The organism is Synechococcus sp. R5-13 (assembly GCF_047462015.1).
Taxonomy (GTDB): domain Bacteria; phylum Cyanobacteriota; class Cyanobacteriia; order Thermostichales; family Thermostichaceae; genus Thermostichus.
On the sequence record NZ_JANSIL010000145.1, the window covers coordinates 1 to 13187 of the forward strand.

Sequence of the window (13187 nt, forward strand, 5' to 3'; positions counted from 1 at the left end):
CCTGGTAGTACCAGGGATGCGCTTGCTTCACTTCAGCTACCAGGCGCTTGTGCAGGTCAATGGCGGTGGGAAGTTTTTGCTGGTTCTCCAGGGCTTGCCGACAGACTTCTAAGCCCCAGTTATAGGCGTGGCGGGCTACCCCAGCGTGTTGGGCGGCTAGAGTTGTTTGCTTGCGGTTAAGAATGAGTTGCGTCCGAAAACCCAGTAACATGCCCGCCACACCGCAAAGCGTCCATGAGTTCCGTGAAGCTTTCGGCTTGGCGCTCACAAGCCCCCTTTAGCTTTAGGTAACTCATGTTGACTACTGTAAGCTTTTCGGCCTGCTGTTGTCAGCCTCTGGTTTTGTCTGCTGGTTTTGCTGGGGTTGGGGGGGTGGGGACGGCCAGCAGGGATCCCCTGCCACGGGTTGGATGTGCAACTCCAGGTAGCCGGTGGCCGGATCCGGTTGACGGGAGAAGCGATACTCCCGGCTGTCGGCGAGGACAATTTCGGCGGTGGTGTAGATGAGGCAGCCGGGGCGCAGGTGTCCCCCCCAGGTTTGGCCTCGGGCATCGGCAACGGTGAGATGGAGATGGACTCCGTCAGGGCACAGGGATCCACTCAGGGCCAGGATCTCCAGGCGTTCCGACAGCAGGTGATCCCCCATTTGGTCGGCCAGGCGCAGGGTGGCTTGGCTAAGGCTGCCGACGGCGCTGAGGACAAACCCCGCTTGCAAGGGCTGCTGCCGGGCCAATCGCTCTAGTTCCTGCTTGAGATCTTGGCCGGGGAAGAGGCGCAAGGGATAAATCTTGAGGGATCCCGGTGGCATGGGCTGGAGCTCTTGGCGGCGGGAGGAGCGGATCCCGGGTCGCCAACCGGGCTTGACCACCGGGCGGGAGCGAGCGATCACCAAGCAGTCATCCGGCAGGGGGTAGCGGGCAGGGATGGTGGAGCCGGCAGCAATGGTGACATCGGATCCCACCTGCAAAGGAGCCACCAGAACCGAGTTGGCGCCTGTTTTGCTGCGATCCCCAATTTCGGTAAAGTGCTTTTGCTGGCCGTCGTAGTTGGCGATGATGGTGCCCGCCCCGATGTTGACCTGGGATCCCAGCTTGGCATCGCCCAGGTAGGCCAAGTGGGCGGCGTTGCTGTGGGATCCAATCTGGGTATTTTTGGTTTCCACAAAGTTGCCGATGCGGCAATGATCCCCAATCTGGCTGTGGGGGCGCACGTGGGCGTAGGGGCCTATCCAGACGTGGTTGCCGATGCGGCTGTGGCTGACCACCGAGTAGAGAATGTGACAGCCGGATCCAATCTCGCTGGACTCGATCCAACTGCCCGGCCCCAGGCGGGTTCCCGAGCCAATGCGGCACACCCCTCGCAGATGGGTTTGGGGCTCGATCACCACATCGGGGGCCAATTCCACCGTTTCCTCGAGGCTGCTGCTGTCGGGATCCACAAAGGTGACCCCGGCTTCCATCCAGGCTTCCTTGAGGCGATCCTGCAAAATCTGGTACGCCTGGGCCAGTTGGCGGCGGTCGTTGACGCCCACAATTTCTTGCGGATCGGCAACATCCAGAGCGATGGCTTTGCCCACCCGCTTGACGGCATCTGTTAGGTAGTACTCCTGCTGCGCGTTGTTGCGATTGAGATGGGGCAAAACCTGAGCCAGAGCCGGCCAGTGAAAACAATACACCCCACTGTTGATGCGGCGATTTTGCCGTTGGGCCGGGGTGCAGTCTCGCTCTTCCACCAGTTCCAGCACCCGCTGTTGGGCATCGCAAAATACCCGCCCATAGCCATAGGGATCCGCCACCTGAGCCGAGAGCAAGGTTACCTCTGGGTTCATCTGGCGGTGGCGCTCCACCAGAGCTTGCAGGGTTTCTGCCCGCAGCAGGGGCACATCCCCGTTGATCACCAGCAGATCCCCCTGAAAACCGCCCAGGACGGGCAACAGCTGTTGAACGGCGTGTCCGGTGCCCAATTGCTGGGCCTGCTCCACAAATTCAACCGGGTACTCCCGCAGGGCTTGGCGCACCTGCTCCTGTTCATAACCCACGACCACCAGACAGCGGTGGGGCTTTAACGTCAGCACCGTGCGCAGCAGCCGCTCGATCAAAGACAGGGATCCCAGTTTGTGCAGCACCTTGGGCAACTGCGACCGCATCCGGGTACCTTTGCCCGCTGCCAAGATCGCTACCGATAGCTCCCGCTCTGCCATGTTCCTTCCCCGAACTGCCCCCATCAAGTATAGGCGGCGGGATGCTGCTCAAAAATCTTCTGAGGTTGGATCCAAGTTCCTGAGCCCTGTGCGGCCAAAACTGAGCTAGCTTAATGGCACATCTAGCTGGTGCAGTCTATGGCCGAGAGCAGGGGCCCTGATATGCCCCCACAGGAACGTCGGCGGTTGGTCCGCGAGGTGGCCGGTTGGCTGGCGATGCTGGGGGTGCTGATCCCAGGGTTGCAGCGCTTCTATATGGGGCACCAACGCTGGGGCTGGGGCTACTTGGTGGCGGGGCTGATGGTGTTCGTTCCTTCCATCCCGCTGCAGATCCTCAGCTACGGGGTACGCGCCCTTTGTTTGCTGGAAGGGCTGTGGATCCTGACCATGAGCAATGCCGATTTCGATTTTCGATTCAACCGAGAGTTGATCGAGCTGGAATGGACCAGTGTGGAAGGGCGAGAAGCCCGGGATCCCGAACAGCAGTTGGAAAGCCTGTTGAAACAGGGCTTGATCACCCGCGCTGAATATGAGGAGCGCCGCCGGCAAATCCGCAAGATCTCCTGACCCAAGCATCAATCACCAAATCAGGCTTCTGCCCGGCTGGCCAGCCCGGTAGATAATGGTTCTGGTGTTGGTTTTCCCGGCAATAGCTCCTGCCCGAGCTGGGCTCCTTCCTCTCCCCTGTTATCTTGCACCGTCCTTTTGCCTTATGTTGCCAAGCCTTCCTCTCGCAGCTATCCCCCTGTTCTCTATTGCGGCAGCCATGCTCTTGGTCTATCTGCCCATGGGGGTGGTGGGCTATGCCCGTGCCCGCGTTGGCTACGACCTGCATGCTCCTCGGGCTATGTTTGATAGGCTACCTCCCTACGGGCAACGGGCCACCTGGGCCCACGCCAACGGGTTTGAGACCTTTGGGATGTTTGCGGCAGCAGCGTTGATCGCCTACATCACCGGCCCTCACTCGGATCCCTGGTATTTTGGCCTCAGCGGAGATGAAGGGGTAGCTGTGCTGTGTGGGGTGTTTCTGCTGGCACGGCTGCTCTACAACTTTTTCTACATTGCCGATATTCCCATTGGGCGATCCCTCTCCTTCTTGGCGGGATCCCTGGCCACGTTGGGCCTGTTGCTGATTAGCCTGCTGCCTTTTCTCGGCACCGGCCTGGCCTAATCTGGCGAGAGAAACTCCCCCGTCATTTGTTGAGCCTGCCGGTACCCTGGCCCAACCTGCGATACTGGAAAAGGACTTCGTCCTGCTGTCGCCAACGGCGTCCTCTGGGTGCCTCTCTTTTGTCCCACGGCCCACTACGCAACGGTCAGCCATGTACACTCTGGAACTGCTCCTGAAAGGGAACCCTGCCCCCATCGTTGTCCACCAAAAAGAGGAAGAAGCGGCCAACCGGGCCTACCAAAGCATCGTCAATGCTCTGCAGAGTGGATCCCCTCAGAGTTTGGAGCTGACCTGCGACCGCACCGGCAAAAAGGTGTTCCTGCTCACCGGTGAGTTGTGTGGCGTGCAAATGACTTCCAAGTCGGGCAGCGCCAGCCCCATGGGAACCCGTCCCGGTTTTTTGGCCCAGTTGCAAAGCTGAGGACAGCCCTTTTCTCTCTGCCGCTAAGGGATCCCCATGTCTGAGGTGGCCATTCGGGTGGAGAGCCTGACCTTTGCTTGGCCGGAACGTCCGCCGGTTTTGCAGGCGTGCAGTTTTGTCATTCCCAAGGGCCAGTTGTGGATGCTGTTGGGGCCCAATGGCAGCGGCAAGTCCACTTTGTTGCAACTATTGTCCGGATCCCTGACCCATCCCCAGCCCCTTTCGGGCCACCTGGAGATTCGCGGTCGGCTGGGCTATGTGTTTCAAAACCCGGATCACCAACTGTTCATGCCCACGGTGGGAGCCGATGTGGCCTTTGGCTTGGGAGCAGAGGCTCTGACCTTGGCGGAAATTCACCAGCGGGTGGAAACAGCCTTGGAGCAAGTCGGATTAAAGCACCTGATCCGTCGGCCCATCCACGGCCTCAGCGGCGGACAGAAGCAACGGGTGGCAGTGGCAGGGGCTTTGGCCCGGCGCAGCGAGGTGCTGCTTTTGGACGAGCCCACAGCCCTGTTGGATCCCGACAGCCAGGCGGATTTGCTGCGGTGCATCCGTCAATTGGTGGATCAAGAAGGCATCACCGCCCTCTGGGTAACCCATCGGCTGGCGGAACTGGAATGGGCAGACGGGGCGATTTTGCTCTCGGAAGGTCAAGTGCGTCAACAGGGATCCCCAGAGCAGGTGCGGCAACGGATTGAACAACTGTTTGGGGCCTGAGGGATCCCTGCGCATCCTGATCCCAAAGAGATCGCGAAAGCGTAGCTGCACCCCCCGGGTGTCCCTGTTTAGAATGGGTAATGTATCCGGTTGATCAATTCGGTTGGCACAAGGTCATTATCCTGAACTTATTCCCCGTCTGGATCGGCTGGTTTCTACTTGTTGATCCGGGATTACGCTGGATCCCTGCAGGTTCTGCGTCAACCGGTTACATCAGCGGGCCACCGGCCCCATCTAGTCTAAAGGAGCTTGAGAACATGGGACTGTCTGAAGTGATCGCCAAAGAGCTGGAAAATGCTCGCAACGTCTGCTCTGAGTACGGCGAAGGGGATCCCCACTGCCGTGCGGCCTGGGACGCAGTTGAAGAAGTGCTGGCAGCTCGCAGCCACCAGCCGAGGACTCCCAGCAGCCTAGAGCAGCACTGCGCTGAAAACCCAGATGCTGTTGAATGCCGGGTCTACGATACCTGATTCTCGGGAAGTCTACGGTGTAGATGATCTCTGTCGATTCCCTAGGGATCGATGGGGATCTAGGCTTGGGGTTCCTGACAAAATCCAGCAGCCTGCCGGATCCTTATCCGGTGGGTTTTGCTTTTCTGGGTTGGAAGGCGTGACTAGGTGCAGCCTTTTGGTTGCCATCCATCGAAACCAAAACCAGGACTCATCAAGCTCAAGGCTGGTGGAATCCACAGGGCTCGTGGAGAACGTTTTTCACGAAGAAAGCTTTCGAGCCGGATCAGCTCGCAGCCATTGCCCCACCCACAAGGCGAAAGCTATTCCCAGCAGCAGCAGTTGGGGGAGCAGCGTCTGCCAAGTGGGATATATGCCCAGCCAGCGCAGCTTTGGGATCCCGACCAGGGGGGTGATGGGCAGCCAGTCCGCCACCTGCAGAGCGTGCAGGCCACTGCCCAAAAACTTAAAGCCCAAGTAGAAAATCAGCAGACTTAGACCCCGGAAAAAAACTCCCAGCGGCAATTTCAGCCCCACCTGCAGCAGCAAGATCGCCAGTGCCACCAACACCAGGGATCCCAGGCCGATCCCCAGCCAAAAATCTTTTGCCGAGAGGGAAGGGGCCAACCCCACATAAAACAGCACCGTTTCCGCCCCCTCGCGAAACACCGCCACAAAGGCCAGAAAAGCCAAGGAAAAAACCTGACCCGTGGCCAGTGCCGCCTGCGCCTGTTCCCGCACAAAGGTTTGCCAAGAAGCCACTGCAGCCCGGCGGTGCAACCAAAGGCTGACCGAGAACAACAAACCTGCTGCCACCAGCCCGGTGATCCCTTCCAGCACCTCTTGTCGCGTGTGGGTGAGCATCTGCTGGAAAAACAGCTTCACCAGCAGACCGAGCATCACCGCTGCCAGCAAGCCCGCGGATCCCCCTATCCACACCCAGCGCTTCTGAGCCGATTGCCCGCTCTTGCTCATAAGGGCCAGCAGTGCCACCAGCACCAAGAGAGCTTCCAGGCCCTCCCGCAGCAGAATCGAAGCAGCATCCAGGAACGTGTAGTCCGACATAGGCTCACCCAGACAGGCGGCTCAGTTTTAGCTGGAGCCAAGAGGATTTCTAAGTGGTGGCTGGGATGAACTTGAGGGCAGCAGAATTGATGCAGTAGCGCAAACCCGTGGGCGGGGGGCCATCCCGAAACACGTGCCCCAAATGCCCGCCGCAGTTGGAGCAGTGGACTTCTGTGCGGGGCACAAACAATTTCCAGTCCGTCTTGGTACCGATCACATGGGGAGCAATCGGCTCCCAAAAGCTGGGCCAACCGGTGCCACTGTCGTACTTGGCCGCCGAGGAAAACAGCTCCTGACCACAGCCGGCACAGACGTAGATGCCCGCAGCTTTGTTGTCGTAGTAAGCGTTGCGGAAGGGGGGCTCAGTGCCCTCTTGGCGCAGCACATAGTATTGCTCTTCGGTGAGCAGTTGCCGCCACTCGGCGTCGGTTTTGGTGAAGGGATAAGTCTGTTGGGCCATTGCTCTTTGCTCTCCTGCTAAGCTGAGGGGTGCTGTGACGAACCCGGCCACTGCCGAGGTCAATAGCTCGCGTCGTCGCATGATGAGGTTCATCTGTCGTCGCTGTGTGAGTGACAGGGAGGCGATCCCTGCTCAGAGGGATCCATCCGCCTTTGTCCGCCACCTGTGGGTTGAGACCTGCAAGCAGGTTACCCGTATCTTAACCCTTCTTTACGCTCCCTTCTGCAAAACAGGGAGATAGCCAGTATTCTATGGGTTCCATTGGCAGCTTCTATCCCCAGCTTCAGGCGCCATCCCGTTACAATGAGCGCAGGTGGGCTGCTTGTCCAACCCTAGACGAGTAATGGAGTTCTTCCTATGCTGCTGGTCGGCTCAGGTGCAAAGTTTGTGCAGCAACTGGAGCAATCTGGGGCTTTGGCCATCTTTGTAACCCCAGAGGGGGGATCCGAAGGGCACTACCTGCGGCGGCTGCGCGGAGCTGGGTATGAGGTGGTCACCCTCTCCAGTAAGGGAATCGGGGATCTGGCCAGCTATTTGACGCGCATTCATGGGGTACGGCCTGCCACGCTGGGCAAATCGGAGCGGCGCACCTATTTTTTCCCGGCGTTGATCGAGCAGTATCGGGCCACCTTGCCCCCAAAAGCTAAGGGGTTGGTGTTCTGGTTTTACGAAGGGCATGTGTTCAGCCAACAGGAACTCTCCTACCTGGTGAAGCTGAGTCGGGAAGACAAGGGAGTGAAGTTTGTGGTGGAACTGGGCCGAGAACGGTCAATTCGTTGGCAACCTCTGCAGAGCGCCTGAACCTCTCTTCAGGATCCTCGAAATTTCTTTGCTACCATCTCAAATAGATGGCCTGCGGCTCAGATTCCCATCCTGCTAGCGGCTTCTTGTGCCTGTGACCTTGCCAACCGCCTCGCTGCAACAGGGTACCTGGTTTAAGTTGATCTGCGGTGCAAGTTTCCACCACTTGCCCTCGGTTCGGGAGCTGGCTTTCCTTTACACGCTGGCCGGGGCAGATTGCATTGATGTTGCTGCCGATCCGGCCATAGTGCGGGCCGCTCAACAAGGGATCCAACGGGCACAAGCCGAAGATCCCCAGGCGGGATCCCCTTGGTTGATGGTCAGCGTCAATGACGGCGAAGACGTCCATTTCCGCAAGGCGGTGCTGACGGCTCCCGTCTGTCCTGCCGACTGTCCTCAGCCTTGTTTGGCAGTTTGTCCCCCTCATGCTTTGACACAGGCAGCCCTTCCTGCTCAAGTCCACATCCAGACAGAGCTGTGCTACGGCTGTGGGCGCTGCGAGCCGGTTTGCCCCCACCGGCGCATTGCTACCTTCGGCTACCAAGTGGCTCTGTCAGAAGTTTTGCCGCCTTTGGTCGAGCTGGGCATTCAGGCGGTGGAGATCCACACCTGCATTGGTCGCCAGAGGTCATTCGAGCAATTGTGGGGATCCCTGAAGCCCTGGCTACCTCAGCTCCAGGCAATCTCAATTAGCTTTAACGATGGTCCGGGCCTAGAGGCTTATTTGAGGGATCTGCTGGCCCTCATGGATCCCTTGCCGGAAGTGCTGATCTGGCAGGTGGATGGCCGGCCTATGAGTGGGGATATTGGAGCTGGCACCGGCAAAGCTGCCCTAAAGTTGGCCGAGAAGGTACTGAATATGGGTCTGCCAGGCTATGTGCAATTGGCAGGAGGAACCAACGCCCAAACGGTGCCGCTGTTGGATCCCCGATGGCCAGTGGCGGGGGTGGCCTTCGGCAGCTATGCGCGACAGTTGGTGTCAGCCTATCTGGAAGAGCCAGCTCACAGCTCATCGGAGTCAGGATGGAATCCTGGATTGGTGGCAGGGATCCCGTTGGCCAAGCAGTTGGTGCAGCAAGTAAAGCGGCGATCCGTTGCTTTTAGGCAAACCTGTTTTTCCTGCGTTTAACGACGTTGCTCAGCCATGAGTTTCCCCGTACAGCCCTCAACCCCAAGTCCGTCGATGGATCCGGAAAGTGCTCCGCACCGCTTACGTGAACGTACCGGCTTTCCCGGCCAGGTTCAATACAGCGACGACCTGAGTAAGCTTTTGGATATCCTGCCTGCTCCGATTCGTGAGCGCCTAGAACAGCATCCCCACTTGGATCGGTTGGTGGAGGTGGTGCTGGATTTGGGTCGCCGCCCCGAAGCCCGCTTCCCCGGCTTTGCCGATTACCTTTCAGAAGACGTGATCACCCGGGCCGACTTGGATCAGGTGATCAGCCGGGTTGGAGAGTTCAGCAGTGACAACCGCGCAGGCATTGCCTCTACCCTGCACCGGATCAGTGCCATCCGCAACCGCCAAGGCACGATCATCGGCCTTACCTGTCGGGTGGGTCGCTGCGTTATCGGCGTGATCAGCATGATCCGCGACTTGGTGGAACAGGGGCGCTCCATGCTGTTGCTAGGCCGACCGGGGGTGGGTAAAACCACGGCCTTGCGGGAGATTGCCCGTGTGCTGGCCGATGAGCTGGGCAAACGAGTGGTCATTATCGACACTTCCAACGAGATCGCCGGCGATGGAGACGTGCCCCATCCGGGTATTGGTCGGGCCAGACGGATGCAGGTGGCCAGCCCAGAGCTGCAGCACAAGGTGATGATTGAGGCGGTGGAGAACCACATGCCCGAAGTGGTGGTCATCGACGAGATCGGCACCGAACTGGAAGCCTTGGCCTCTCGTACCATTGCCGAGCGGGGGGTACAACTGGTGGCCACCGCCCATGGCAACCGCATCGACAACCTGATCAAAAATCCCACCCTCTCCGACTTGGTAGGCGGGATCCAATCGGTCACCCTAGGAGATGAAGAGGCGCGGCGGCGCGGCTCTCAAAAGAGTGTGTTGGAGCGCAAAGCCCCCCCCACGTTTGAGATTGCCATAGAGATGCTGGAGCGATCCCGCTGGGTCATCCACGAAGATGTGGCCGCCACTGTGGATCGTCTCTTGCGCAACCGCGAGCCGCTGACCCAAACCCGCAGTTTAGACGAACACGGCCAGGTGGTGATAGTGCGGAGCACCGCTGGCGCAAACGGGCGCCCGGCTCTATCTGGCCCCCAATGGCCCCCTGCCGGCAGCACAATCTCCGCAGCACGGGAGCGGGGAGGATGGCAACGCTCTGGACGGATGGAAGCTCTGCCCTCAGAACCGCTTGAGAGTCGCTCGCCGCAGGGAGGAGCATCGGGTTTGCTCCTGGATAGGCAAGAGGACTCTGTCCCGTTAACGCCGGCGGGATCCCGTCCTGCCCCTCAGGTGGTGGCCGAATCCAAAGCGGAATCCGGCTCTGACGAAGAAGAAGATTTGGACTGGGAGGGATCCGCCCTAGCCCCGACAGGACGGCAGCAGAATCCGGATGGGCCGCTGATGATCTACCCCTACGGAGTGAGCCGCTTCTACCTGGAGCAGGTGATCCAAACCCTGAAACTGCCGGCGGATGTCACCAAAGATCTAGACGAGGCGGACATTGTCTTGGCCTTGCGATCCCAAGTGCGTAGCCGTTCCAAGATCCAGCAGATGGCCCACTCCCGCCAGATCCCGATTCACACCGTCAAGGCCAATACTCTGATTGCCCTGGCCCGCGCCCTGCGCCATATTCTCAACATTGAAAGCGAAGAGGGATCCGATTCCGACCTGGAGCTGTTCATTCGCGCCAGCTCAGGCGATGAAACCGAAGCTCTGGAAGAAGCCCGCCTGGCGGTGGAGCAAATTGTCATTCCCAAGTCTCAGCCGGTGGAACTTTTGCCCCGTTCGCCTCTGATCCGCAAGCTCCAACACCAGTTGGTGGAACATTACCACCTGCGGGCCCAAAGCTTTGGCGAAGAGCCCAACCGCCGCTTGCGCATCTATCCCAACTAGCCCCACACGATAGCGCAGCCAATAGTCCAGCTCTAGAGAACCTCTATCCATTGAGCCGTCGTGGTTAGAGAGGGAGGACTCCGTCCCGCTTCTGTGAACGGGATCCTGGGTTAAGATTTGGCTACGCCAAGTGCGGTTCCCGCTGTTGCGACAGCGTTGCAGTTGTCGGCCCAGTGTCGTAGGTACAGCAGCAGGGTGCCCTGGGCATAGCACCATTTATTGCTATAGGGATAGCTAATGACTGCTACAGAAGTACGCTGGACCACTCGGGATATCGAGGCTCTTCCAGAGAATGAATGGATCCGCTACGAGATCATCGACGGAGAACTGCTGGTGACTCGCTCTCCTCATCACAAACATCAGCACATTATCGGGTGTTTGTTCTCCGCACTGCATTGGTGGTCGCTAGAAACAGGATTGGGAGAACCCTCAATCATGCCAGGGATCCTCTTTTCCGAATTTGATAATGTGTCTCCCGATGTTGTTTGGGTTAGTTATGAGCGGCTGTCCCAGATTCAAGATGAAGCAGGACATTTTCGGGGTGCCCCTGAGCTGGTGGTTGAAGTCCTATCACCTGGAAAAGTTCATGAGGATCGAGACCGCTTGGCAAAACGGAAACTCTACTCTGTGTATGGGGTGCAAGAGTACTGGATCGTCGATCGGCTGGCTCAGAGAGTAGAGGTGTATCGCAGACAACAGGCCCAGTTGGTCTTGGTAGAAACGCTGTTGGCTCAGGATGCGTTGTCTTCTCCCCTGTTGCCCGGCTTTGTCTGCACGGTTGCTGAGCTGTTTACCTCCCGACCCTAGGCTCCAGGCGTACAACAGCCGAAAGGGATCCCATCCCATCGGCCAAATCAATGAAGCAACCAAGATGCCTGCTGCTGCGTACTCTACCCGGAAAAAGTGCGGCTTGGCCCTGGGCGAAACCGTTCTGGTGTAACAAGATGTTAAGGGCAGCATTTGCACCGGGATCCCTTCTGAAGGGGCCGGTCTTTTGCTGGCTCATGACCTACATTTCGCACACCTCCAAGGACACATAGCCATGTACAACAATCGTCGTGGTTTTCTTCGCTGGCTGGCTCTCGGTTTTGGCTCGTTGGTGGGTTGGTTACCTGGGTTTACCCGGCGCCGTTTTGCCCTGGCCCAGGGAACTGCTTCTGGCTCTAAGGCTTCTGAGCCGGAGTTTGTGAAAGTTGCCACTCTGGCCGATCTCAAAGATGGCCCCTTCAAGGTGGAAAACGCCTTTGGGAAAAACACCGCCACCCTCTGGCTGGTCGGGGATCCGCAAAAAGAAGATTCTCTGCTGGCTTTGGATGCCGCCTGTCCCCATGCGGGGTGTGATGTGAACTGGCGGGGGGAGAACTTTGTCTGCCCCTGTCATGGCTCGGCTTTTGCTGCCGATGGCAGCCGTACCCGTGGCCCGGCCAAGGCAGACCTGGCCATCTACAAGGTCAAGGTGGAGAAGGGAGAAATTTTTGTAGCCAAAGCCTCATAAAGTTCTGGGCAGGCTGTGGGCTCTGAGGCCAGGCAGAAGGAGTCGGGTATCCGGATTGAGAAGACAATGGGCTGAGCTACCGAGGCTCTCCCTATGGCTCGTCCCTACCGCTACCTGTTCCTCTCCACCCCTGTTGGACCTCTGGGATCCGGGGCCGGTGGTGGTGTGGAGCTCAATCTTGCCAACCTAACGCGTGTCTTACTCCAGATGGGATCCCAAGTGCGGGTGTTGGCCCCTGTGGGATCCCGAATAGCGGAGTTGCCGGAGGAGGTGATCGAGCCGGTGGCGGGCCTTCCCCCGGCCTATGCGCAAACCCAGCGCCGCGATCAGCCGGTTCTGATCCACACCCCCTCTCTGCTGGCCAACCTGTGGCAGCGGGCTGCCCACCTGCAAGATCAGTTCGATCTAATCGTGAACTGGAGCTACGATTGGCTCTCGTTTTATTTGACGGATTTTTTCCGCACCCCGGTGGCCCACATCATTAGCATGGGATCCCTCAGCGATGCCGTTGATCAGGCTCTAGAGCACATTGCCCATCGCTACCCTGGTCGGCTGGCGGTGCATTCGCGGGCGCAAGCCCAGACCTTTGCCTTTGCCCGAGCCGAGATGGCGGCAGGTCGGGATCCCTTTGTCTATCTGCCCTGCGGGGTGGATCTGCGCCTCTACGACTTTGTGCCCCAAGGGAATGGATCCCTGTGTTGGATTGGGCGCATTGCCTCCGAAAAGGGCCTGGAAGACTGTGCTGCCCTAGCCGAGAAGACGGGAAGGCCGGTGGTGATCCTAGGCCACCTGCAAGAGCCAGGCTACTGGCAGCAGATCCAAGCGCAGTACCCACATGCCCAACTGGATTACCGAGGGTTTTTGCCCACCCCGCAAATGCAGCGGATCTTGGGGCAATGCTCAGCCTTGGTCATGACCCCCAAGTGGGTGGAGGCCTTTGGCTTGGTGGCGGTGGAAGCTTTGGCCTGTGGCGTGCCGGTGATTACCTACCGCCGGGGTGGGCCCGCGGAAATTGTCAGCGATGGAGAAACCGGCTGGATCGTCGAGCCGGACAACGTGGCAGCTTTGGCAGAGGCTGTAGAGCGCCTAGATCACATCGACAGGAGCCGCTGTCGGCAACGGGCAGAAGAGCACTATTCCCTGGGCGCGATGGCAGAGCAGTTTCTGGCCTGGAGCAGGCAGATTGGCCGGGATCCCACCTGGGCAGCCCGCGAGGGAGGAGACAGGCAGTGGTACTATTAACTTACTTAATTCTGGCGAACTGTGTCAGACACGCAGCCCAACAACGGGAACGTTTTGACTTACGACGGGGAAACCATCATGACGACTGGGAAAGGA

General features: G+C 58.9%; 15 protein-coding genes and 1 pseudogene. 11 read left to right on the top strand and 5 right to left on the bottom strand.

The window, feature by feature from the left end:
- The 3 genes and pseudogenes from NW840_RS10895 to glmU all read right to left on the bottom strand — a co-directional run.
- On the bottom strand, positions 1–211 hold a 211-nt coding region (locus NW840_RS10895; protein WP_414344241.1), incomplete at its 3' end, for a helix-turn-helix domain-containing protein.
- Between the two features lie 90 nt (positions 212–301).
- Positions 302–808, bottom strand: a complete 507-nt coding sequence (locus NW840_RS10900) for a PPC domain-containing DNA-binding protein (RefSeq protein WP_414344305.1) — start codon at positions 806–808, stop codon at positions 302–304.
- Positions 809–850: 42 nt separating this feature from the next.
- A pseudogene (gene glmU, locus NW840_RS10905) lies at positions 851–2200 on the bottom strand (bifunctional UDP-N-acetylglucosamine diphosphorylase/glucosamine-1-phosphate N-acetyltransferase GlmU); the annotation flags it as partial.
- Between the two features lie 138 nt (positions 2201–2338).
- Here glmU and NW840_RS10910 point away from each other — a divergent pair.
- From NW840_RS10910 to NW840_RS10930, 5 genes are all read left to right on the top strand, one after another.
- Positions 2339–2767 carry an SHOCT domain-containing protein gene (locus tag NW840_RS10910; protein ID WP_414344244.1) on the top strand — a complete coding sequence of 143 codons (429 nt, stop codon included), beginning with the start codon at positions 2339–2341 and terminating at the stop codon, positions 2765–2767.
- Positions 2768–2912: 145 nt separating this feature from the next.
- Positions 2913–3371 (top strand): MAPEG family protein, encoded by a 459-nt coding sequence (locus tag NW840_RS10915; protein WP_414344246.1) that lies wholly within the window; start codon positions 2913–2915, stop codon positions 3369–3371.
- 151 nt (positions 3372–3522) lie between these two features.
- Positions 3523–3792 (top strand): hypothetical protein, encoded by a 270-nt coding sequence (locus NW840_RS10920; RefSeq protein WP_011434187.1) that lies wholly within the window; start codon positions 3523–3525, stop codon positions 3790–3792.
- Positions 3793–3828: 36 nt separating this feature from the next.
- Entirely contained in the window at positions 3829–4509 is a 681-nt protein-coding gene (locus NW840_RS10925) for an energy-coupling factor ABC transporter ATP-binding protein (protein WP_414331746.1), read from the top strand.
- Positions 4510–4766: 257 nt separating this feature from the next.
- On the top strand, positions 4767–4979 hold the full coding sequence (locus NW840_RS10930) for a CP12 domain-containing protein (RefSeq protein ID WP_011434185.1): 213 nt from the start codon (positions 4767–4769) through the stop codon (positions 4977–4979).
- 240 nt (positions 4980–5219) lie between these two features.
- Here the strand turns inward: NW840_RS10930 and NW840_RS10935 are convergent, their stop codons facing one another.
- Both NW840_RS10935 and msrB read right to left on the bottom strand, forming a co-directional pair.
- Positions 5220–6023 (bottom strand): FTR1 family iron permease, encoded by an 804-nt coding sequence (locus NW840_RS10935; protein ID WP_414344249.1) that lies wholly within the window; start codon positions 6021–6023, stop codon positions 5220–5222.
- A gap of 49 nt (positions 6024–6072) precedes the next feature.
- Positions 6073–6564, bottom strand: coding sequence for a peptide-methionine (R)-S-oxide reductase MsrB (gene msrB / locus NW840_RS10940; protein WP_414344252.1), 492 nt, complete (start codon positions 6562–6564; stop codon positions 6073–6075).
- A gap of 276 nt (positions 6565–6840) precedes the next feature.
- Here msrB and ndhN point away from each other — a divergent pair, with 276 nt between their 5' ends.
- The 6 genes from ndhN to NW840_RS10970 all read left to right on the top strand — a co-directional run bounded on the left by ndhN (position 6841) and on the right by NW840_RS10970 (position 13091).
- Positions 6841–7284, top strand: a complete 444-nt coding sequence (gene ndhN, locus NW840_RS10945) for an NAD(P)H-quinone oxidoreductase subunit N (protein ID WP_414344253.1) — start codon at positions 6841–6843, stop codon at positions 7282–7284.
- A 94-nt stretch (positions 7285–7378) separates the two neighbouring features.
- Positions 7379–8413: an LdpA C-terminal domain-containing domain gene (locus NW840_RS10950; protein WP_414344256.1), complete on the top strand. Its 1035-nt coding sequence runs from the start codon at positions 7379–7381 to the stop codon at positions 8411–8413.
- Between the two features lie 15 nt (positions 8414–8428).
- Entirely contained in the window at positions 8429–10354 is a 1926-nt protein-coding gene (locus NW840_RS10955) for a R3H domain-containing nucleic acid-binding protein (RefSeq protein ID WP_414344258.1), read from the top strand.
- Positions 10355–10591: 237 nt separating this feature from the next.
- Positions 10592–11161: a Uma2 family endonuclease gene (locus tag NW840_RS10960; protein WP_414344260.1), complete on the top strand. Its 570-nt coding sequence runs from the start codon at positions 10592–10594 to the stop codon at positions 11159–11161.
- Between the two features lie 235 nt (positions 11162–11396).
- On the top strand, positions 11397–11849 hold the full coding sequence (locus NW840_RS10965; RefSeq protein WP_414330183.1) for a ubiquinol-cytochrome c reductase iron-sulfur subunit: 453 nt from the start codon (positions 11397–11399) through the stop codon (positions 11847–11849).
- Between the two features lie 93 nt (positions 11850–11942).
- Positions 11943–13091 carry a glycosyltransferase gene (locus tag NW840_RS10970; protein WP_414344263.1) on the top strand — a complete coding sequence of 383 codons (1149 nt, stop codon included), beginning with the start codon at positions 11943–11945 and terminating at the stop codon, positions 13089–13091.
- Positions 13092–13187: the final 96 nt, after the last annotated feature.